The organism is Blattabacterium cuenoti (genome assembly GCF_014252015.1).
Classification (GTDB): Bacteria; Bacteroidota; Bacteroidia; order Flavobacteriales; family Blattabacteriaceae; genus Blattabacterium; species Blattabacterium cuenoti_U.
Window position 1 is genome coordinate 66,453 of the sequence record NZ_CP059206.1, and the last position, 21,680, is coordinate 88,132.

20 protein-coding genes are annotated in these 21,680 nt (G+C 25.7%); 11 read left to right on the forward strand and 9 right to left on the reverse strand.

Annotation, left to right across the window (positions count from 1 at the left end):
- Window positions 1-3: 3 nt before the first annotated feature.
- The 5 genes from H0H50_RS00270 to H0H50_RS00290 are packed head-to-tail and all read right to left on the reverse strand — an operon-like array spanning window position 4 to window position 4,402.
- Window positions 4-357, reverse strand: coding sequence for a DUF3127 domain-containing protein (locus H0H50_RS00270; RefSeq protein WP_185867188.1), 354 nt, complete (start codon window positions 355-357; stop codon window positions 4-6).
- 11 nt (window positions 358-368) lie between these two features.
- A complete protein-coding gene (locus H0H50_RS00275; RefSeq protein ID WP_185867189.1) occupies window positions 369-1,304 on the reverse strand; it encodes an SPFH domain-containing protein in 936 nt (311 codons plus the stop codon).
- A gap of 12 nt (window positions 1,305-1,316) precedes the next feature.
- Entirely contained in the window at window positions 1,317-1,646 is a 330-nt protein-coding gene (locus H0H50_RS00280) for an iron-sulfur cluster assembly protein (RefSeq protein ID WP_185867190.1), read from the reverse strand.
- Entirely contained in the window at window positions 1,636-3,102 is a 1,467-nt protein-coding gene (locus H0H50_RS00285) for a M16 family metallopeptidase (protein ID WP_185867191.1), read from the reverse strand. The genes H0H50_RS00280 and H0H50_RS00285 overlap by 11 nt, the downstream gene beginning before the upstream one ends.
- A complete protein-coding gene (locus tag H0H50_RS00290) occupies window positions 3,071-4,402 on the reverse strand; it encodes a M16 family metallopeptidase (RefSeq protein WP_238784202.1) in 1,332 nt (443 codons plus the stop codon). The genes H0H50_RS00285 and H0H50_RS00290 overlap by 32 nt, the downstream gene beginning before the upstream one ends.
- Window positions 4,403-4,545: 143 nt before the next feature.
- Here H0H50_RS00290 and H0H50_RS00295 point away from each other — a divergent pair, with 143 nt between their 5' ends.
- The 6 genes from H0H50_RS00295 to H0H50_RS00320 are packed head-to-tail and all read left to right on the forward strand — an operon-like array spanning window position 4,546 to window position 12,713.
- The gene (locus H0H50_RS00295) at window positions 4,546-5,871 is read left to right on the forward strand and encodes a c-type cytochrome (protein ID WP_185867193.1); all 1,326 of its coding nucleotides are present in this window, start codon (window positions 4,546-4,548) and stop codon (window positions 5,869-5,871) included.
- 49 nt (window positions 5,872-5,920) lie between these two features.
- Window positions 5,921-8,899, forward strand: a complete 2,979-nt coding sequence (locus tag H0H50_RS00300; RefSeq protein ID WP_185867194.1) for a 4Fe-4S dicluster domain-containing protein — start codon at window positions 5,921-5,923, stop codon at window positions 8,897-8,899.
- An 8-nt stretch (window positions 8,900-8,907) separates the two neighbouring features.
- On the forward strand, window positions 8,908-10,284 hold the full coding sequence (gene nrfD / locus H0H50_RS00305) for an NrfD/PsrC family molybdoenzyme membrane anchor subunit (RefSeq protein ID WP_185867195.1): 1,377 nt from the start codon (window positions 8,908-8,910) through the stop codon (window positions 10,282-10,284).
- Window positions 10,281-10,799, forward strand: coding sequence for a DUF3341 domain-containing protein (locus tag H0H50_RS00310; RefSeq protein WP_185867196.1), 519 nt, complete (start codon window positions 10,281-10,283; stop codon window positions 10,797-10,799). The genes nrfD and H0H50_RS00310 overlap by 4 nt, the downstream gene beginning before the upstream one ends.
- A 33-nt stretch (window positions 10,800-10,832) precedes the next feature.
- Window positions 10,833-11,447 (forward strand): c-type cytochrome, encoded by a 615-nt coding sequence (locus tag H0H50_RS00315; RefSeq protein ID WP_185867197.1) that lies wholly within the window; start codon window positions 10,833-10,835, stop codon window positions 11,445-11,447.
- A 36-nt stretch (window positions 11,448-11,483) separates the two neighbouring features.
- Complete coding sequence (locus tag H0H50_RS00320; RefSeq protein WP_185867198.1) at window positions 11,484-12,713, forward strand: hypothetical protein; 1,230 nt, start codon at window positions 11,484-11,486, stop codon at window positions 12,711-12,713.
- Window positions 12,714-12,759: 46 nt separating this feature from the next.
- Here the strand turns inward: H0H50_RS00320 and H0H50_RS00325 are convergent, their stop codons facing one another.
- From H0H50_RS00325 to tsaB, 3 genes are all read right to left on the reverse strand, one after another.
- The gene (locus H0H50_RS00325) at window positions 12,760-13,458 is read right to left on the reverse strand and encodes a potassium channel family protein (protein ID WP_185867199.1); all 699 of its coding nucleotides are present in this window, start codon (window positions 13,456-13,458) and stop codon (window positions 12,760-12,762) included.
- A gap of 1 nt (window position 13,459) precedes the next feature.
- A complete protein-coding gene (locus tag H0H50_RS00330) occupies window positions 13,460-15,208 on the reverse strand; it encodes a TrkH family potassium uptake protein (protein WP_185867200.1) in 1,749 nt (582 codons plus the stop codon).
- A gap of 122 nt (window positions 15,209-15,330) precedes the next feature.
- The gene (gene tsaB, locus H0H50_RS00335) at window positions 15,331-15,972 is read right to left on the reverse strand and encodes a tRNA (adenosine(37)-N6)-threonylcarbamoyltransferase complex dimerization subunit type 1 TsaB (RefSeq protein ID WP_185867201.1); all 642 of its coding nucleotides are present in this window, start codon (window positions 15,970-15,972) and stop codon (window positions 15,331-15,333) included.
- A gap of 37 nt (window positions 15,973-16,009) precedes the next feature.
- Here tsaB and nadE point away from each other — a divergent pair, with 37 nt between their 5' ends.
- The 3 genes from nadE (at window position 16,010) to cysS (ending at window position 19,061) form a co-directional block, all read left to right on the forward strand.
- Window positions 16,010-16,795 carry an NAD(+) synthase gene (gene nadE / locus H0H50_RS00340; protein ID WP_394798962.1) on the forward strand — a complete coding sequence of 262 codons (786 nt, stop codon included), beginning with the start codon at window positions 16,010-16,012 and terminating at the stop codon, window positions 16,793-16,795.
- A 79-nt stretch (window positions 16,796-16,874) separates the two neighbouring features.
- A complete protein-coding gene (folE, locus tag H0H50_RS00345; protein ID WP_185867202.1) occupies window positions 16,875-17,576 on the forward strand; it encodes a GTP cyclohydrolase I FolE in 702 nt (233 codons plus the stop codon).
- Between the two features lie 9 nt (window positions 17,577-17,585).
- Window positions 17,586-19,061, forward strand: coding sequence for a cysteine--tRNA ligase (gene cysS / locus H0H50_RS00350; RefSeq protein ID WP_185867203.1), 1,476 nt, complete (start codon window positions 17,586-17,588; stop codon window positions 19,059-19,061).
- Here cysS and H0H50_RS00355 read toward each other — a convergent pair.
- The gene (locus tag H0H50_RS00355; protein ID WP_185867204.1) at window positions 19,056-20,207 is read right to left on the reverse strand and encodes a trans-sulfuration enzyme family protein; all 1,152 of its coding nucleotides are present in this window, start codon (window positions 20,205-20,207) and stop codon (window positions 19,056-19,058) included. The two genes, cysS and H0H50_RS00355, sit on opposite strands and share 6 nt — an antisense overlap.
- 156 nt (window positions 20,208-20,363) lie before the next feature.
- Between H0H50_RS00355 and atpB the strand changes: the two genes are divergently transcribed.
- Both atpB and atpE read left to right on the forward strand, forming a co-directional pair.
- On the forward strand, window positions 20,364-21,434 hold the full coding sequence (gene atpB / locus H0H50_RS00360) for a F0F1 ATP synthase subunit A (protein ID WP_185867205.1): 1,071 nt from the start codon (window positions 20,364-20,366) through the stop codon (window positions 21,432-21,434).
- A 15-nt stretch (window positions 21,435-21,449) separates the two neighbouring features.
- Window positions 21,450-21,677, forward strand: coding sequence for an ATP synthase F0 subunit C (gene atpE / locus H0H50_RS00365; protein ID WP_185867206.1), 228 nt, complete (start codon window positions 21,450-21,452; stop codon window positions 21,675-21,677).
- The last annotated feature ends 3 nt before the right edge of the window (window positions 21,678-21,680 follow it).

Below are 21,680 nucleotides of genomic sequence, written 5' to 3' on the forward strand. Positions count from 1 at the left end.
AAACTAAAAAGGTAAATCATCAAAATCATCAGAGGATAAAGAAGTAGTAGAAGTTTTATTTGAAGTTTCTATAGAATTAGGATGAGAATAATGTTCTATTTTCCATCCTTGTATGGAATTAAAATATTTTATAATTCCTTCAGGATTTGTCCATTCTCTTCCCCTAATGTTAATGAAAACTTTTATTTTATCTTTTAGTCTTATGTTCTCTAACAAATTCACTTTATCTTGAATGAATTCAATTAATATATTTTGAGGATATGGCTCTTCCGTGGTAAGAACTATTTCTTTTTTTTGAAATCCACTATCAAATTTTTGAATATCAAATAGTTTCTTTACTATACCTATGATTTCCATGAAATTTAAAATTAATTTTTTTTATTATTATTCTTTTTTTTAAGAGTTTCTCCAATTTGGTTAGAAATATTAAATGAAGTGATCATATTGTTTAACATTTCACTAGCTGATCCTGGGGAATTCGGTAATAAAATTAAATTTGTATTTCCACTTTCTCCCATAGACTGAAGAGTATCATAATGTTGTGTAACCACAATCAAAGCAGAAGCTTCTTGTGAATTAATTCCTACATTATTTAATACTTCTACAGAATCTAGAATTCCTCTAGCTATTTCTCTACGTTGATCTGCTGTTCCTTTCCCTTGTAATTTTTTACTTTCAGCTTCTGCTTTTGCTTTAGCTACAATTTTAATCCTTTCAGCTTCTGCTTTATATTCAGCCGCAACTTTTTCTCTTTCGGCTGTATTAATACGATTCATAGCCTGTTTTACTTGTTCATCTGGATCAAGATCTGTGACTAATGCTTTTATGATCGAATATCCATAATCCAACATGGATCCTTCCAGTTCTCCTTTAACTGCAAGAGCTATATGATCTTTTCGTTCAAAAACATCATCTAAACGCATTTTTGGAACTTCTGCTCTAACAACATCAAATATATAAGAAGTAATCTGAGCATGAGAATTATCCAATTTATAAAAAGCTTCATATACTTTATCTTTTATTACTTTGAATTGAACCGATACTTTTACTTTAACAAAAACATTATCTTTTGTCTTCGTATCTACTAATACATCTAATTGTTGAATTTTTAACGTAAGTTTTCCTATTATATTATCTATAATAGGGAGCTTAAAATTTAATCCAGCATAACGAATACTATGAAATTTTCCCATTCTTTCAAGAATAGCTGTTGTTTCTTGATTAACTATAAAAATAAAACTAGAAAAAAGAGATAAAATCAAAATAGCTAACATTCCATAAAATAGTAAACTGAAAATACTCATATTCAAAAAAATTTATAATAATCCTAATTCTAAACGAGCCTCTTCACTCATAAATTCCCTACTCCAAGGTGGATCAAATGTTAAAACTACATCTACTTCTTTTATTTCTTGTATAGATTGAACTTTATCTTTGACTTCTAAAGGTAAGCTTTCTGCTACTGGACAATTAGGCGTAGTTAAAGTCATTACTATTTTAACTTTTTTTTCTCCTGAAATTTGAATATCATAAATCAGACCTAATTCATAAATATCTACTGAAATTTCTGGATCATATATATTTTTTAATACAGAAATAATACGTTCTTCTAAATTTAAAGAAGAATCTATTTGTTCATTTTTCATTTATTAAAGATCCAAATTGATCAAAATAACGAATAGGATAACCTAATTTTTTTAGATTAGGTAATATATCACGGGCTCTTCCAACAATTATAATTCTACCATTTTTTGTTAAGAAAAATTTTCTACATGATTGTAGTATATTATTTATAGTAACTGATTCTAGTTTATTCAAATAATTTTTATAAAATCCACTTGGAAGATTATTTTTTAATTCACATATAAAAAGATCACTAATTCTATTGGGATCTTCAAAATCAAGAATAAATTGACCGCTTATTTCTTTTTTCTTAATATTTAATTCTTCTAAAGAAATTTTGTTTTCCGTTATTTTAACAATTTCTTTTATAATATCCTTTATAGCTTTCTCTGTCACTTCATTTCTCACTTGAGTATAAACAGAGAAGTAGCCAATATTTTTATCAGATTTTAAAACAGAATAAGCCCCATATGTATAAGCCTTTTTTTCTCTAAGATTTAAAAATAAACGACTTTGAGGTCCTCCACCCAAAATTCCATTCGCTAATATAGAAGAAAAATATTCAGGATCACTTTTTTTTAAACAAACTGGTCCACCAAAACAAATAGTAGATTGAGTTAAAGAAGGAATATCCACTATATCTATTTCTATTTCCGATGGAATTTTATATTCCTTGATAATAGGGTCATCTACATATGATTTATTTTTCCATTTAGAAAAATAAAGTGAACATAATTTTTCCGCTTCTTTTTTGGATATATCTCCAATAAAAGATAAATAGGATCTATTTGGTAGATAATATTTTTCGTACAATTTTTTCAGATCATGAAGAGTAATGTTTTTAATCGTTTCATGAGTTTCATATTCCCCATAAGGATGATTTTTTCCAAAATATAAAACATTTTGTACTCGTTGTAAAATAGCATTTGGATCTTTTTCCGATAGATTAATATCTATAATTCTTTGTTTAATTATTTTCTCTAATTCCCTAGAATTATCAAATTGACTATTCATCAAAAGATCACTCATAATAGATACAGATTTATCCAGATACTTCTTCATAGTAAAAATGGATATTTCAGAAAACGATGTATACAAACTACATCCCATATAATCAATAATATCATCTAATTTCTCCTTGGTATAATTTTTTGTTCCAGAACGGAACATTTGACCAAAAATTTTTTTTATACCTGCTTTATCTTTTTCTAAAAAAGGTTTGGAATCCAATTCCAACCCAATTCTAACTAATGGAAGTTTATGATTTTCTACAACTAAAACTTTTAAACCATTTTTCATTTGAAAAAATTTAGGTTTTTCAATGTTTATAATGACTTTTCTTTTTAGAGATTGGGGTGGTTTATTTCTATTAAATGTATTTGTATTAGCCAACATGATTATTGTATGAAAAAAAATTATTACACTAAAAATAATTCTTACAAAAAATTTATTTATCTGTGTTATTTTTATCTGGAACATTATATAAACGAACTCTATTATTTTTATTAAGGTATTTATTAGCAACTCTTTTTATATCTTCTACGGTTATTTTCCGATATTTTTCTATATCAGTATTAATTAAATCAGCATTGCAATAATATAGATAATAATGAGATAAATTTGCAGCTATTCCACTCATAGAATAATTATCGGAAATGAATTTTTTTTCAAAATAGTTTATTTGTTTTTCCAATTCATATTGTGTTATTCCTTTTTCTTTTAAAATATCTATTTCTTTATCTATTGTTTTTGTTAGTTGATCTAATGAAATTCCAGGATTAATTAATCCGTATACAACGAAAATACCATAATCTTCCATACTATCTAGAAATGAACCGGCATAAGAAGCTATTTGTTTCGTATTTACTATATTTTTTATTATGCGTGAACTTTCTCCAGAAGATAATACATGATCTATAATTTTTAATATATAAGAATCTTTATTTGTGAGCTTGGGAGCTCTGTAGGATAAAAAGACTCCAGGAACTTTAGTATTTTTATCAACGTAAGTAAATAATATTTCTTTTTTTATCGGTTCTTCTTCTATTTTTTTCATTCTAAAATCTATTTTTCCTTTAGGTATAGATGCAAAATATTTTTTAATTAATATTCTAGCTTCGTTCATATCGAAATCACCTGTTACAACTAAAATTGCATTATTTGGAACATAGTAAGTTTTATAAAATTCTTTATAATCAGCCTCTGTAGCTGCATCTAAATCTTGGTAAAATCCAATAATTGGATATTTATATGGATGTTTTTTGAATAATAAAGAAGGAATAATTTCTGTAATTGCTTTTACATACGGCTGATTTTCTACACGCATTTTCTTTTCTTCTTTTACCACTTCTCTTTGTATATTAATACTTTCTTCATCAACTTTAGCATGCAGCATCCTCTCAGATTCTAACCATAATGCTAATGGAAGTCGATCAGATGGTAATATTTCATAATAACAAGTTTCATCATGATTTGTGTAAGCGTTATTTTTTCCTCCATTATAAGCTATATACTTGAAATATTCTCCTTTTTTAATATTTTTAGATCCTTCAAACATAAGATGTTCGAAAAAATGAGCAAACCCAGATCTACCAGGGGTCTCGTTTTTACTTCCTACATGATACAGTACGGAAATAGAAACTAAAGGATTAGTCTTATCTTGGTGTAAGATAACATGTAATCCATTCGATAATTTTTCTTCAAAAAATTTAATTTTGTACAATTCTCTAGATTTATAATATTTGGAATTCAAATGATTAGATATCATAGTCACTAACATTAAGAAAAAAAAACAAATCTTTTTCATGAAACAAAGTTAAAGATTCAAAAAAGAAATTTACGAATTTTTTTTTCTAAAAAATGGGATTTTTTTCTTTTATTCTATTTTTGTTGTATAAAACAGTTATGAATTCATTATAAAGTATGATAAGAATTTCGTTTTTTATTTTCATTTTTTATTTTTTTTTAATAGGAGAAGGAATACTGAAAGCTGATAGTAATCCCATAAAAGGAGACGTTGAAAACGGAACTGAACTTTTTAAAAAAAATTGTACAGCATGTCATTCCCTAGATTTAGAAAAAAAAATGATAGGGCCCGCTTTACATGATGTAACTGAAAAAAGAAGTCGTAAATGGTTACATCAATGGATTAAGAATAATAAATCTTTAAGAGAAAGTGGAGATAAAGAAGCTATAGCAATTTATAAGGAATATGGAAATATAGAAATGAATTCATTTCCTCAGTTATCTGAAAAACAAATCGATGATATATTATCTTTTATACAAAATCCCAATGTAAAAGAAAAAAAAGAAATTAATGATATTAATAATAAGGATATTAATGACAATGATAAGGAAAAAGAAGAAAAACAATTTTTAATAAAATTAATTGTTTTTTGTCTTGTGATTTTGTCTTTAATTCTATTTTGGATTTTGTATAGAATTCAGATTCTAATCAAATTAATTAATAATAAAGAAGAAACAAGGGTTACTATTTTAAGTAAAATAGATTTCATAACAAGTATTTTATACAAAAAAATATTAGGAAATAATAAAAGGAAGTGGTATCTATTTTCTTGTTTAATAGGATTATTTTTTTTATCAGGAATATATGAGACTTGGAATTTGTTAATGAAAATAGATGTTAATAAAGGATATAAACCTGAACAACCTATTTATTTCTCTCATAAAATTCATTCTGAAATTAATAAAATTGATTGTCAATACTGTCATTCTTCTGCAAAATATGGAAAAGTATCTGGAATTCCTTCAGTTAATGTTTGTATGAGTTGTCATATTACTATTCATGAATATAATGGAGACTATTTGGAAAAAGGAAAAAATAGAAAGGAATACAATCAAGAAATACAAAAAATATATCACGCTGTAGGATGGGATCCAGAAACAAGGAAATATTCTAAAAAAATTCATCCTATTCAATGGATTCGTATTCATAATATGCCAGACTTTGTCTATTTCGATCATTCTCAACATATCATAACAGGAGAAAAAAAAATTAAAGAATTAAAAAAAGTAAATTTAGTTTGTAACGCTTGTCACGGAGAAGTACAAAAAATGGATACAATAGAAATGTCTAATGATTTTACCATGGAATGGTGTATTTCTTGTCATAGAAATGCAGAAATAGATACAAAAAATCAGTATTATAAAGAATATTTTTCAAACGAAAAAAGTAAAATAACTGTTGATATGGTTGGAGGAACTGAATGTGCTAAATGTCATTATTGAATGAAAATGAATGAATACCAAAGCAATTAATTATTATAGAATTATTATTATGAAATCAAATAAAAAAGAAAAAATATTTGAAAATTACAATCCGGTAAAAGATATTATGAAAGGAGAGACATCTAGACGTGATTTTATTAAATGGTTAGGTTTTAGCACAGCTTCAGTGACTTTAGCTGCATGTAAAGGACCAGTAATAAAATCTATTCCTTATGTTGTAAAACCAGACAATATAACTCCAGGAATTCCTAATTATTATGCATCAACTATGATTGATTCTTTCGATATAGGAAGTGTTTTAGTCAAAACAAGAGAAGGTCGTCCTATAAAAATAGAACCTAATTTTTATTCTGAATATTTTAATGCAACTTCTTCAAGAATACAATCTTCTTTGTTATCTCTTTATGATGAGGAAAAATTAAAAAATCCTTTTTTAAAAGGAAAAAAAAGTTCTTGGAAAGAAGTAGATAATTATATAATTCAACATTTAAAATATTTATCTAAAACAAAAAAAGATATAATTTTTTTATCTCATTCTTATCCCAGTTTTTCTACAAAAAAATTAATTCAAGATTTTAAAAAAAAATATCCTTATACTAAATGGATTACTTACGATCCTATTTCATATTCCAATGCTTTGGACGCTTCAAAAGAGATATTTGGAGTTAGAGGTTTTCCCATTTTTGATTTGAAAAAATCAGAATTAATAATTTCTTTCGATGCAGATTTTTTAGGTGACTGGTGTCCAGAAAATATGGCTAAATCTTATGTTTTTAATAGAAAACCTAAGAAAAACATGTTACAACATATTCAAATAGAAAGTAATATGACAATAACTGGAGCTAATGCAGATCTTCGTTTATCTAAAAAACCTTCTGATGTAAAAAAAATGTTGCTTGAAATTTTTCAAACAATTTTTTTAGGAAAAAAACCTAAGAATAAAAATACGGAAAAAATAGTTTCATTAATAAATAAAATGAGATCTAAATGTGTTATTCTTGCAGATGGAGATCAAGAGTCTTATGAATTATCCTTTTTAATTAATAAAAAAATTAATAGCCTTGCATTACAAAAAGATAAATATTTTTTATCGAAAGAAAGTAATGATAATGAATTCAAAAATTTTTTGAAAGATTTAGATAGAGAAAATGTTGGAGGTTTATTTATTCATAATGTTAATCCTATTTATAGTCTTCCATTATATGTTTCTAAAAAATTTAAAAAGTTTATAAAAAAAATACCTTTAACAGTTTCTTTTTCTGCAAATAAAGATGAAACAAATGAAATTATGGATGTCTTAGCCCCTACTCCTCATTGGCTGGAAAGTTGGGGAGATACTCATCCTATTACTAATATTTATACATTAATTCAGCCTACTATTCAATGTATTTTCAATACAAGACAATTTCAGGATTCTTTAATTATTTGGAGTGGAATTAAAGAAAAAAATTATTATAAATATTTGAAAAAAATTTGGGAAGAAAATATAATTCCTAAATCTAATATTTCTTCTTTTAATGAAGCTTTGTTTCATGGAGTAGTAAAGATTAAAAACCAGGAGTCTATTTTAAATTCAAAAAATTTTTCAATAAATGAAAAAAAAATACAAGAGTATGAAAAAAAAATAATTAATAATAAAATAGTAAAAAATTTTGAACTTAGATTATACACTAAAATTAGCATGGGAGATGGTTCTCAATATAACAACCCTTGGTTACAAGAACTTCCGGATCCCATTACGCGTACTACATGGGATAATTATTTAACTATATCACATTTTGATGCAAGAAAAATAGGAGTAAAAAACTGGAATTCAGGGGATGGATCTTTAAATGGAAATTGCGTAGATTTAATTAAAAAAAATGAAATAATAATCAAAAGTATTCCTATTTTTATTCAACCTGGACAAGCCATAGGATCTGTAGGTTTAGCTTTTGGTTATGGTCAAAAAAAAGGAAAATTGTCTAAGCTAGTTAATGGAAAAAATGCTTATAGAAGCTATGAAAATTTTCTTACAATACAAGATAATATACAAATAAAAAAAGTAAACAAAATACATAAATTTGCTTGCGTACAATTGCATCATACAACGGAAGGAAGAAATTTAGTTAAGGAAACAGATTTAGAAACGTTTTTAAAATATCCAAAAGAAATTTGGAATGAAGAGGAAAAAATTTTAACTCATAAAGGAATGTTTTCTACAGAAAAAATTTCTATTTGGAATAATAGTTATAAAGAAAAAGAGAAGGGCCCTCATTTCAATTTATCTATAGATTTAAATGCTTGTATCGGATGTGGAGCTTGCATTATTGCATGTCATTCAGAAAATAATGTCCCTATTGTTGGAAAAGAGGAAATAGAAAAATCTAGAGATATGCATTGGTTACGTATAGATAGATATTATTTTTCAAAAAAAGAAAAAGATAACAAGAATAATGAAGAAAATATTTATGATAATCCAAGAGTTTCTTTTCAACCAATTATGTGTCAACATTGCGATCACGCTCCTTGTGAAACAGTATGTCCAGTTGGAGCAACTTCTCATGGAAGACAAGGGCAAAATATGATGGCTTACAATCGTTGTGTAGGAACTCGTTATTGTGCGAATAATTGCCCTTACAAAGTAAGACGATTTAATTGGTTTGATTATGCTAATAATCAAAAATTTGATTTTAACATGAATAATCCTTTAGGAAAAATGGTATTAAACCCAGATGTTGTGGTTAGAACCAGAGGAGTAATGGAGAAATGCTCTTTATGTATACAAAGAACTCAATATGTTATAGGAATAGCAAAAAAAGAAAATAGGAAAGTGAGAGATGAAGAGTTTGAAACTGCTTGCAGTGTTTCTTGTCCTACGAAAGCTATTACTTTTGGAGATATTAACGATTCATCTAGTCTTATTTCTCAAAAAATAAAAAATACTAGATCTTATAAACTATTGGATTTTATAGGAGTAAGACCAAATGTTTCTTATCAATTAAAAATTAGAAATAATAAGAAAAATGAAATAGAAAAAATGAAATAGAAAAAATTATGTTAAATCATTATGAATCTCCTATAAGAAAACCACTAATTTTAGGAAAAAAAACATTTAAAAACATTACTGATGATATATTAAATCCTATAAAAAATAAAGCAGGAAAACTTTGGTGGATTTCTTTATTTATTTCTATTTTAGCTTTTTTGTGGGGACTGATATGCATTTTTTACACAATCGGAACAGGGATAGGAGTATGGGGATTAAATAGAACAATTAACTGGGCTTGGGATATTACCAATTTTGTTTGGTGGGTTGGAATTGGTCATGCTGGAACTTTGATTTCAGCTGTGTTATTATTATTTCGTCAAAAATGGCGTTTATCTATTAATCGATCAGCAGAAGCAATGACAATTTTTGCAGTAATCCAAGCTGGATTATTCCCTATTATTCATATGGGAAGACCGTGGAATGCTCATTGGGTATTACCTATTCCTAATCAATTTGGAACTTTATGGCCGAATTTTAATTCTCCTTTATTATGGGATGTATTTGCAATTAGTACTTATTTTTCTGTTTCTACGGTTTTTTGGTTTATGGGATTAATTCCAGATTTTGCAATGATACGAGATCGGATTTCAGATCCTTTTCAAAAAAAAATATATAGTATTCTTAGCTTTGGATGGGGAGGTACATCCAAAGATTGGCAAAGATTTGAAGAAATATCCTTAATTTTAGCTGGTTTGTGTACTCCATTAGTCTTCTCTGTTCACACTATAGTTTCTTTTGATTTTTCTACTTCTGTGATTAAGGGTTGGCATAGTACAATATTCCCTCCTTATTTTGTAGCAGGTGCTATATTTTCTGGATTTGCTATGGTACAAACTTTATTAGGCGTAGCAAGAAAAGTTCTTTCTCTAGAGAATTATATTACCAGAACTCATATTGAGTATATGAATATGATTATTTTATTAACAGGAGGAATTGTTTTATTAGCTTACATATCAGAATTTATTCTTGCTTGGTATTCAGGAAATCCTTTTGAAAAATTCATTTATTTTTCTGCAGAAGCATCTAAAGGACCATTTTGGTGGGCTTTTTGGGCACTAATCATATGTAATATTCTTATACCTCAATTTCTATGGATTAAATCTGTACGAAGAAGTTTTTTTTGGTCCTATGTTATAGCTATTATAATAAATATTGGAATGTGGTTTGAAAGATTTGATATTATTGTTTTAAATCTCAGTCATGACTATCTTCCTTCTTCTTGGACTGGTTTTGTTCCCTCATTTGTGGATGTTGGAATCTTTATAGGAACTATTGGTCTTTTTTTTATTCTTTATTTATTGTACATACGTACTTTTCCTGTGATTTCACAATCAGAATTAAAAACAATATTGAAAACGGATCATAAAAAAATAATGAAATGAATATATATGTACATGCATTATATAATAATGATAATACGCTAATAAGTAGTATAAAAATTATACAATATCATAATTATAACATACATGAAGTTTATTCTCCTTTTCCAATTCATAATTTGAGTGAAGTGTTAAAATTAAAAAAAACGAATTTATCTTTTTTATCTTTTATATATGGATTTTTAGGTTTTTGCATAGCTTGTGTATTAACTTGGTATATGATGATTTGGGATTGGCCTCAAAATATTGGAGGAAAACCCTCTTTTTCTTGGATTAGAAATATTCCTTCTTTTATTCCTGTTATATTTGAGTTATCAATTTTTTTTTCTGCACATTTTATGTGTATTACTTACCTTATTCAGTGTAGATTATTTCCAGGACGTATGCCTAAAAATCCAGATCCAAGAACTACTGATAACATTTTTTTAATAGAAATTCATACTGAAAGAAATATTGATAAATTAGTGAATTTATTAAAAGAAAATGGAGCTATGGAAGTTATAATAAAAAAACGATAGATCCAATTAAAAAATATAAGTTAGTTAAATGTTATGAATAGATATTTTTACGAAATCATTATGATTCTAGATATCATTTTTTTAGTATTTTTAGAATCTTGTTGGTTTGATAAAACTAAACCTAATGTAGTGTATATGCCAGATATGTATTATTCAGAAGCATATGAACCCTATTCAGATCCTTATTCAAATTACAAGAATAAAAAAAATAAAAGAATTAAAATCCCTTTATTTTCAAAATACAAGACTTCTTCATTGTTACCTGTAGAAGGTACGGTCTCTAGAACTAATTCATTTTATAATTTTATAGATATTAAAAATAAAGGATTTAATTATTCAAAAAATATAATTCAAAATCCACTATATAGAAATCATGAAAAAAAAGAAATTATGATAAAAAAAGGAGAAAAATTATATCAAATCAACTGTTCTATATGTCACGGTAAAAATGGAGATGGACAAGGAGAATTAGTCAAAAACGAAAAAATTTTGGGTGTACCTAGTTATAAAGACAGAGACCTTAGTCTTGGAAGTATTTATTATGTTATTACATATGGAAAAAATAATATGAACTCTTATGCTTCACAATTAAACGAAACAGATAGATGGAGAGTATCAGAATATGTTATGTTTATAAAAAACAAATAAACATGTATCAACTTTATACTTTTTATACTTTATAAAATGAATAAAAAAATTATCATTTTTATTATTATCATCACAGGTTTTATTTTCATTTCTTTAGATCAAATATTTATAGAAAATAAAAAAAATTATCCTGTTTTTACAGGGATAGAAAAAAAGAATCTTAATATAAAAGATCATAACCCTTGGATAGAATTATATATTTCTATTTTTTATTTTACCTCTATATCTTTAGGATCATTATTTTTTTTAGGAATACAAAATGTTTCAAAATCAGGTTGGTCCGTGATTATTCATCCTATTATGGAGGAAATTTCATCTTTTATACCATATGGTATGGGGATGATTTTTATCATATTATTATTAAATACAATGGATATTGTGCATATATTTCATTGGATGGATCCCAATTTATATAATCCTATTTCTTTAAAGTATGATAAAATTATTGCAAGCAAAAGATTATTTTTAAATATTCCGTTTTTCTTAGTAAGAAGTGTGATTTATGTATTAGGATGTAGTTTCTTTTATTCAAATATTAGAAAAATTTCTCGTAAATTATACATATCACATTCTTTAAATGATTATAAAAAATTATATTTTAGATCTGTTATTTATGTTATATTTTTCTCTATCATTTCTACATTTATGATATGGGATTGGGTTATGTCTTTAAACCCACATTGGTTCAGTACTTTATTTGGATGGTATGTTTTAAGCAGTTTTATTATAACAGGAATAAGTACAATCACAATAACTGCTATTTATCTTAATAAAAAAGGGAACTTCCCCTTATTTAATAAAAGCCATTTACATGATTTAAGCAAATATCTATTTTCTGGAAGCTTATTATGGACTTATCTTTGGTTCTCCCAATTTCTACTTTATTGGTATGGTAATATACCAGAAGAAATTATATATTTCATAAAAAGAGAAGAAATCTATAATTCTATTCATTTTTGGATGCTTATTCCTAATTTTGTAATTCCTTTTTTTGCATTAATTAGTAGTAAAAATAAGTTAAATTACCGAATAGTATTTTTAGTATCTTTCATTTTACTCATAGGTCATTACATAGATATATACAATTTAATTGCTCCAGATATTAATCAAGGAATTCAATTTTGTATCTTCGAAATAATAGGTTCTTTATTAATAATAGGAGGATTTTTTATGTATATTTTATTTTCAAATTTTAGAAGATTAAATTTTTCTGAAGGAAATCCTTTTTTTAAGGAAAGTAAAGATTATAAATATCCTTACATGTAATAATAAGTTTTATTTCCCTTAATCAAAACTTTTTGAGCAGTAAATATTAATTATGATTATTATTTTTATCTTTTACAAAGTTCATGATAGATCTGTTAGATCCAAAAAGAGTTAATATATCTCCCTTTTGTAAAACAGTATCTCCTGTAACTAATCCTATGACTTTTCTTGTAGGAGTACCCTTGGAGGACTTTGGATTATTTATATCTCGTATTACAGTGATTAAAGAGACAGAATATTTTTGTGTTAACTTTAAACTTTTAACAGATTTTCCACTAAAAGAAGATGGAGAAAAAACTTCTGCTATAGAATGCTTATTATCTACTCTAAAATAATCTAAAGCATAATTAAAAGATATTTGTTTAGTCAATCGAAAGGCGGCATCTTGTTCTGGATGAATCACGTCATTAATTCCCATAGCTTCTAATATTGTATCATGTATCTTAGATAAAGATCTACTTACGATTCTCAAATGCTTATATTTTTTCAGTATAGCTGTTGTTACTATTGATGATCCTTCATTTTCTCCAATGGCTACAATTCCTAAATCTGCTTGTTGTATAGGTAACACCTTATAAGCAGATTCATTATTTGCATCCATACATACTACATTGGCTATATGATCTTTTAATAAATCTACTTTTTCCATTTTATGATCTATACCAAAAACCTCGTGTCCATTATCTGTTAAATTAAGAGCTAAAGATCTTCCAAAATTTCCTAAACCAATAATTATAATTTTCATATTAATTAATAAGAATATTTCCTTTAGGATATCTGTAATAATGATGAGAGCCAATTTTGTTTTTTCTTAATAAACCGATCATAACATTGAAAACTCCTATTCTTCCTAACAACATTAAAAATATTAAAATTAATTTACTTCCGTTTGATAAATTAGAAGTAATACCTAAAGATAATCCTGCTGTAGAAAAAGCGGAAAAAACTTCAAAAGAAATAGATAAAATATCTTCTTTTGGATCTAAAAAAATTATTATTAAAATACTTATGTATATTATTATTATAGACAACATGATAATTGAAAAAGATAACCTAATGGATTCTGAAGATATTTCTCTTCTTTGTATTTCTAATCTATTTTTTCCTCTAGATAAAGAAATAATATTCATTAATGCTAATGCAAAAGTACTTGTTTTTATTCCTCCACCAGTAGAAGCTGGAGAGGCACCTATCCACATTAAAAAAATAGTAAAAAAAATAGTAGCTGGAGCTAGACTATTCATGTTTAATACATGAAAACCTGCAGTTCTAGATGTAGCTGAAGAGAAAAACGAAACTATCCATTTTCCATAAAAAGAAGAATGTTCTGAAAGAGAAAAATTATATTCACTTATATAATAAAAAACGGTTCCAAAAAAAAGCAAAAAAAAAGTTGTTAAAATAACAATTTGTGTATTTAAAGTTACTACATGTGCAGGACGTCTAAAATCTTCATATTTAAAAATTTTAAAAAAATACTTTTTTATAGTTAACCACATATATGTAAAAAAATTGAATAAAATATTAAAACCTATTCCTCCTAATATTAATAAACAAGCAATAATTAGTTGCAATAGATAATTAAATCTCACTGATGGTGAATATAGTCCTTGACTTAAGGTAGAAAATCCGCTATTACAAAAAGCGGATATAGAATGAAAAATAGAAAAAAATAAAATACCATCAGATTCTATTGTATTTTTTTCTTTAACAGAAAAATAAATTAATAAAGCACCAATAAATTCTATTGATAAAGTAAACATGACTACTTTTACAGCTAAACTAAGAACATTACTTGTTGTTTTTGTGTTTAAAAAATTACTAATAAAAATGGCTTCCTTAAAAGAAAATCCATCTCTAAAAAAGTAACTAAAAAAAGAAGTTATAGTTAAAATACCTAATCCTCCTAATTCTATTAATATCAGTATAAAAATTTTTCCTAAATAGGTAAAATCTTTAGCTGTATCTAACACTACTAATCCGGTTACACATACCGCACTAGTAGAAGTAAATAAAGCGTCTATAAATGATATTTTTTTTATTGTAGATGCAGGAAGCATTAATAAAATAGATCCCAAAAAAGATAAAAAAACAAAACTTGTAATAAATATGAAAATAGGATTGTGAATTTTAACATATACTATTCGCATAAAATATGTAACACGAATTAGTACATATAGAATTAAACTAATAAGTGTAGATATTTTTATATCTTTTGCATTTATATCTTTATAACAGAATAAAATTTTTATAATAGGAAAAATAAGAGCAAGCACCAATATAAAAAATGATAAAAAAATCATGGATTTATAACCTTTTTCAATATTTTTATCAAAAAGAATAAAAAAGTGTATAATACTTATTATAAATACAATTCCTAAAAGAATTTCTACATTAAAAAATCGAAAAGTTTTCCATCCTAAAGAGATAATTATATAAAAAAATATAATTGGAGCAGTTATATCCAAAAAATTTCGTAATCTAATTTGGATCATAATTTTTTATGAAATATATTTATCTTTTCTCTTTTTTTTAAAAAACTCAGTAACATTCCGGTAAAATAAACAATTTTTAGGCATGAAAACCTAATTTTTTTTGAAAAATATTACGTGTTTATTTATAAATAAAAAGGTATAAATTTTTTTATATCATTAAATTCTTTTTTACAAAATTTTTTGTAAGAAAGAAGGGCCATATCCATCGCAGATGGTGTTTTACATATAAATTCTTTTTTTCTATTATGGAAAAATAATTTATTATCAGGAATGTTTCCTATAAAGGAGATTTTTTTATTCTTGAATTTTAATAAAAAATTGAAAAAATTTTCATCCAATTTTTTTATACTAATAGGATTCAGTCTTTCTTTTGATTCGTTAAATAATGAAGTATAAAAAAAATCTGATTTAGCATGTATCATGGGAATCAAAAATCCTTTTTTTATATTTATTTTATAACTCATTATAGTTAGTGTATCTATAGATAGCAAAGGAATATTTAAAACATAACATAGTCCTCTAGCAGCCGATGCACCTATTCTCAAAGAAGTATAAGATCCTGGTCCTTTGCTAACACATATAGATTTTAAATCCTGAATATGAATTCCGGAAATGCTTATAGCATATTGTATAAATATATGTAATTTTTCTTCATGAAAATATTTTTCAGAACATTCTTCTACAGAAGCTAAACATCTTCCATTTTTAGCAATACTAACTGAACAATTTTTGGTAGAAGTTTCTAAATTTAGAATTAAAGACATATTCAATTTTTTTTTTTTAAATTAATGTATTTAAATAATGATGAAAACAGAAAAAGTAATGAAATATATTGTTTTTTGGTTAAAAGAATATATTAAAAAATCTAAAGCGAATGGCTTTATTATTGGAATATCTGGAGGAATTGATTCTTCAGTAACATCTTTTTTGGTAGCTATGACTAAATTTCCTACTATAGTATTAGAAATGCCTATTCTAGAAAAAAAAAAAAATTTGTTACCTATAAAACATGCAAAATTCTTGATCAAAAGATTTTCAAATGTTTTTTATTTAAAAAAAGATTTATCTACTTTATTCAAAACTTTTTGCGATATCACTACTAATGATATTGAAAATTCTAAACTTTCTTTGGCATTAGCTAATGTTAAATCTCGTGTTCGTATGTTAACTTTATACTATTATGCTAACGTGAAAGATTATCTTGTTGTTGGAACTGGAAATAAAGTGGAAGATTTTGGTGTAGGTTTTTTTACAAAATATGGAGATGGAGGGGTGGATATCCATCCTATTGCTGATTTAAACAAAAGTGAAATACGTTTTTTAGCTAAAAAATTAAATATCATTGATGAAATTCAAAAAGCAAAACCAACTGATGGACTTTGGGAAGATCAAAGATCAGATGAAGATCAGTTAGGTGCCACTTATGAGGAGCTAGAATGGGCTATGGAAATTATGAAAAAAAAAGATTATACTTTTTCTAAAATAGAAGATAAAATTTTAAAAAAATATAAAATCTTACATGATAAAAATATACATAAAATGAATCCTATTCCTCTATGCAAGATTCCTAATGAAATAAAAATATGAAAATTATATTGTTATAAAATAAAATATATCATACAGAATCGTTTTCGTAACTTTGTTTTTCATGTATTAAGTTCATTCTATGATGGAAGGAAAACATAAAAAAATTTTAAAAGAAGAAAAATTGACTCAAAAATCTAATTTTATTTTAAATCATTCAATCAATACAGACCATACAGATGGGCCTTTGCATAAGGAAGCTTGTTTTATTAGTGATGAAGAAAAGATTGAAAAAATCAAAAAACACTTTTTTCAGATTATGAAAATTTTAGGTTTAGATATGAATGACGATAGTTTACGTAAAACACCTAAACGGGTAGCAAAAATGTTTATACAAGAGATATTCAATGGTTTGAATCCAAAAAATAGACCTAATCTTTCCATTTTTGAAAATAAATATAAATATAACCAAATGTTAATAGAAAAAAATATAACAGTTTATTCTACTTGTGAACATCATTTTCTTCCTATTGTGGGAAAAGCTCATGTAGGTTATATTTCTAATGGAAAAGTTGTAGGTCTTTCCAAAATCAATAGAATTGTAAATTTTTACGCAAAAAGACCACAAGTTCAAGAACGTTTAACTATACAAATTGTTCAATCTTTACAAAAAATATTAGATACAAAAGATGTTGCTTGTGTTATAGAGGCAAAACATTTATGTGTAAATTCTCGTGGAATCAAGGATATAGATAGTAGTACTATTACTACTGAATTAATAGGATCTTTCAAAAATAATTCAGAAATCAGAAGAGAGTTTTTACATCATATTGGAATTTCTTAAATGTAAAAAATGGATAATAAAAATTATCAAAAAAAAAATAGAAATGATCTAAAAATATATAATTCTTTAACAGAAAAAAAAGAATTTTTTAAGCCTATTCATAAGGAATATGTTGGAATTTATGTATGTGGGCCCACGGTTTATAACCATTTACATTTGGGAAATTGTAGAACTTTTATATCATTTGATATTGTTTTTCGTTATTTAAAACACTTAGGTTATAAAGTTCGTTATGTCAGAAATATTACGGATGTCGGACATTTAGAAAATGAAGATTATGATGTAGAGGACAAAATTTATAAAAAATCTCGTATAGAAGGTCTTGAACCTATGGAAATAGTTCAAAAATATACTTTATCGTTTCACGATTTATTAAATATGTTAAATGTCCTACCTCCAAGTATAGAACCTACAGCAACAGGCCATATTATAGAACAAATAGATATGATTCAGGTATTGATGAAAAAAAAATTGGCATACGAGATCAATGGATCTGTGTATTTTGATTTACAAAAATATATCAAACTATATCCTTACGGTGTTATTAGTAAAAATAAAATTGATAAACTTTTTCATAAAAAATTAAAATTTTCAGAGGAAAAACGTGGATTTCAAGATTTTTCTCTTTGGAAAAAAGCTTGTTCGAGTCATATTATGAATTGGAATTCTCCATGGGGAAAAGGATTTCCAGGTTGGCATATAGAATGCACTACTATGAGTACAAAATATTTAGGCGAAACTTTTGATATACATGGGGGTGGAATAGATTTAAAATTTCCTCATCATGAATGCGAGTTAGCACAAGCTATAGGTATTTATAATAAAAAATATCTTGCACATTATTGGATGCATACTAATATGCTAACTTTAAACGGAAAGAAGATGAGTAAATCTACGGGAAATTTTTTAGAATTGAAAGACGTAATTCACAAAAAGGTTTGTGAAAATACTTTTTTTCCTAGTATTTTTCGATTTTTTATTATACAATCCCATTATAGAAATGTTATAGATTTTTCCAATAAAGGACTTGTGGATGCAGAAAAAGGATATCATCGCATAATGAGAGCCATGAGTGTATTAAAAAATTTTGAACCTGAAGCATCAAAAGATATATTAAAAAATTATTTTAATGTCTATCATTGGATAGACATTTGTTATGAAGCTATTAATGATGATTTTAATATTCCTTTATTAATTAGTCATCTATTTCAAGCTGTCCGTATTATTAATAACAATTATCTTCATAAGATAGAGAAATCTCATGTTAATTTATTAAAGGAATATATGGTTTATTTTGTTTTTGATATATTAGGAATTCAGGAAGTGAATTCTTATGAAAAAAGTTATATAAAATTAAAAATACTCGTAAATAGATTAATCCAATTTCATACAGAGGCAAGAAAACAAAGAAATTGGATTGTATCGGACAGGATTCGTAAAGAACTTTCTTATATAGGCATTTTATTGCATGATAAAAAATTATAATGATTTGAAAGCTTGATCAAGATCTTCTATAAGATCTTCTGCATTTTCTATCCCCAAAGATAAACGAATAAGAGAATCTTGTATTCCTGCATTAATTCTTATTTCTGAAGGAGTGGATTTATGAGTCATAGTTGCTGGATGACAAATTAAACTTTTTGTTCCTCCTAAACTTTCTGCTAATTTGAATAACTTGGTAGAAGTTACAACTTTTTTTGCTGATTCTATTGTATTTTTTTTAAGACTAAAAGACACAATACCTCCGAAATATCGTTGTTGTTTTACTGCAATAAAATGATTTTTATGATGAGATAATCCAGGATAATAAATTTTATCTATTTCAGAATTTTTTTTATTCTTTAAAAAAGAAGCAATTTGAAATGCATTTTGAGATTGTTTTTTTATACGTAAATATAATGTTTGGCATCCTCTTATAGTTAACCAACAATCGATAGGAGATAAAACGCCACCAGTTGCATTTTGAATATATTTCAACTTTTCATATAAATCTATATCTTTAACTGTAATTAATCCAGCTAATACATCTGAATGACCTGCTAAATATTTTGTTGCACTATGAACTACTATATCTGATCCTAATTTTAAAGGATTTTGAATGGCAGGAGAAGCGAAAGTATTATCTACAACAACTAAAATAGTTGGATTTTTATTTTTAGATTTTTTACTAATATATTCTATATCGGAAATTTTTAATGTAGGATTAGTTGGAGATTCCAACCAAACTAATTTTGTATTATTGGAAATAGCAGAAATAGTTTTTTCTGCATCCGTTGTATCTACAAATTGGGTATTAATCCCTAATTTTTTGTACAAATTTAGTAAACGAAATGTTCCTCCATAAATATCATCTACAGCGACTATTTCATCTCCATATTTTAATAATTTTAGTATGGCATCTACAGATGCTAATCCAGAAGAAAAAGCTAAACTAGCGTGACCATATTCCAAATTTGTTATTAAATCTTCTAGTATTTTTCTTGTAGGATTATTAGTTCTAGTATAATCGAATCCTTTATGAACCCCGGGTGCTTCCTGTACGTAAGTAGAGGTTTGATATATTGGAGTAGATATTGCCCCTGTAAGGGGATCAGATAAAATGTTTTGAATAAGTTGAGTTTCTTCCTTCATTATTATAAGTTGTAATTATAAAATTTCATAAATAATATTGTATGCAAATGTACTAAAAATGAAAATATAATTTTTGAAAAAAATTTTTTTTATAAAAAAACAACATTTTTTTTGGAAAAAATATAAATTTGTTTTCTATTTTTCTATCATTTAATAATGATTTCAAAAAAAATAATATATTCATTATTCTTTTTTTTGTTTTTTTTGGTTGAATCTTCTAATACTACTAATACTAATATTAGAATGGATAAGGATAAAAAGAATAATAAAATGGATATAGCTAGTACTATTTTTAATCATGTAAGTGATTCTCATGAATGGCATATTGCAGGAACTCATAATCATGGAATTATTTTTTCTTTGCCAGTTATTTTATGGAACGATGGATTAGAATTTTTTTCTTCATCAAAATTTTCATGTGAAAATATAGTAAAAGGAAAATATGGATATTATAAAATGTTTCGAGGAAAAATATATAAAACTAATAATAGTGGAAGACTATATGTAGATTCGAAAGGAATTCCAAAAAATGATAAACCTTGGGATTTTTCTATTACAAAAAATGTGATATCCATTTTGATGTCCTCTTTTTTGTTATGTTATCTTTTTATAAGAATGAAATGTAGTTATCTAAATCATCAAGTGAAATGGAATTTGGGGATTGTTTTAGAATTTTTCATTTTGTTTATACGGGATGAGATTGCAATTCCTAATATTGGAAATAAAAAATATAAAACTTTTCTTCCTTTTTTATTAACATCTTTTTTCTTTATATTAATTAATAATTTAATGGGTATTATTCCCGGATTTCCAAATGTAACAGGAAACATAAATGTTACATTAGTGTTAGCTATAATGACATTTATTATATCCAATATAAATGCAAGCACGAGTTACTGGAAACATACTTTTTGTATGCCAGGTATTCCAATGGGAATTAGATTCTTATTAGCTCCTATTGAATTGATTGGAATTTTTATTCGTCCATTAACTTTATGTATTCGATTGTTTGCTAATATCACTGCTGGACACATAATTATTTTGAGTTTTATTTGTCTCATTTTTATTTTTAAAAATTTTTTCATAGCTGGTTTTTCTATAATTTTTGGTTTTTTTATTTCTATGTTAGAAATTATGGTTGCTTTTTTACAGGCTTTTATTTTTACAACTTTATCTGCTTTACTTATAGGAATGTCTGTTAAAAATTATGATAATGAAACGCATTAAAAAAATATTAATAATATGGATATAGATTTAACTTATTCAGGTTTAGCTGCTTTGGGATCTGGTCTTGCAGTAATAGGGGCTGGATTAGGCATTGGAAATATTGGAAGTTCTGCAATGAATGCTATTGCTAGACAACCTGAAGCTTCAAATAAAATACAAAATGCTATGATTATAGCAGCTGCACTAATTGAAGGAGCCGCGTTATTTGGTATAGTTACTACATTATTAGCTGTATTTAAATGAAAT

Bases quoted from the DNA above. Each gene is read 5' to 3' on its own strand.
- H0H50_RS00270 (WP_185867188.1), bottom strand. From the start codon at position 357: ATGGAAATCATAGGTATAGTAAAGAAACTATTTGATATTCAAAAATTT.
- H0H50_RS00275 (WP_185867189.1), bottom strand. From the start codon at position 1,304: ATGAGTATTTTCAGTTTACTATTTTATGGAATGTTAGCTATTTTGATT.
- H0H50_RS00280 (WP_185867190.1), bottom strand. From the start codon at position 1,646: ATGAAAAATGAACAAATAGATTCTTCTTTAAATTTAGAAGAACGTATT.
- H0H50_RS00285 (WP_185867191.1), bottom strand. From the start codon at position 3,102: ATGTTCCAGATAAAAATAACACAGATAAATAAATTTTTTGTAAGAATT.
- H0H50_RS00290 (WP_238784202.1), bottom strand. From the start codon at position 4,402: ATGTTAGTGACTATGATATCTAATCATTTGAATTCCAAATATTATAAA.
- H0H50_RS00295 (WP_185867193.1), top strand. From the start codon at position 4,546: ATGATAAGAATTTCGTTTTTTATTTTCATTTTTTATTTTTTTTTAATA.
- H0H50_RS00300 (WP_185867194.1), top strand. From the start codon at position 5,921: ATGAAATCAAATAAAAAAGAAAAAATATTTGAAAATTACAATCCGGTA.
- nrfD (WP_185867195.1), top strand. From the start codon at position 8,908: ATGTTAAATCATTATGAATCTCCTATAAGAAAACCACTAATTTTAGGA.
- H0H50_RS00310 (WP_185867196.1), top strand. From the start codon at position 10,281: ATGAATATATATGTACATGCATTATATAATAATGATAATACGCTAATA.
- H0H50_RS00315 (WP_185867197.1), top strand. From the start codon at position 10,833: ATGAATAGATATTTTTACGAAATCATTATGATTCTAGATATCATTTTT.
- H0H50_RS00320 (WP_185867198.1), top strand. From the start codon at position 11,484: ATGAATAAAAAAATTATCATTTTTATTATTATCATCACAGGTTTTATT.
- H0H50_RS00325 (WP_185867199.1), bottom strand. From the start codon at position 13,458: ATGAAAATTATAATTATTGGTTTAGGAAATTTTGGAAGATCTTTAGCT.
- H0H50_RS00330 (WP_185867200.1), bottom strand. From the start codon at position 15,208: ATGATCCAAATTAGATTACGAAATTTTTTGGATATAACTGCTCCAATT.
- tsaB (WP_185867201.1), bottom strand. From the start codon at position 15,972: ATGTCTTTAATTCTAAATTTAGAAACTTCTACCAAAAATTGTTCAGTT.
- nadE (WP_394798962.1), top strand. From the start codon at position 16,010: ATGATGAAAACAGAAAAAGTAATGAAATATATTGTTTTTTGGTTAAAA.
- folE (WP_185867202.1), top strand. From the start codon at position 16,875: ATGATGGAAGGAAAACATAAAAAAATTTTAAAAGAAGAAAAATTGACT.
- cysS (WP_185867203.1), top strand. From the start codon at position 17,586: ATGGATAATAAAAATTATCAAAAAAAAAATAGAAATGATCTAAAAATA.
- H0H50_RS00355 (WP_185867204.1), bottom strand. From the start codon at position 20,207: ATGAAGGAAGAAACTCAACTTATTCAAAACATTTTATCTGATCCCCTT.
- atpB (WP_185867205.1), top strand. From the start codon at position 20,364: ATGATTTCAAAAAAAATAATATATTCATTATTCTTTTTTTTGTTTTTT.
- atpE (WP_185867206.1), top strand. From the start codon at position 21,450: ATGGATATAGATTTAACTTATTCAGGTTTAGCTGCTTTGGGATCTGGT.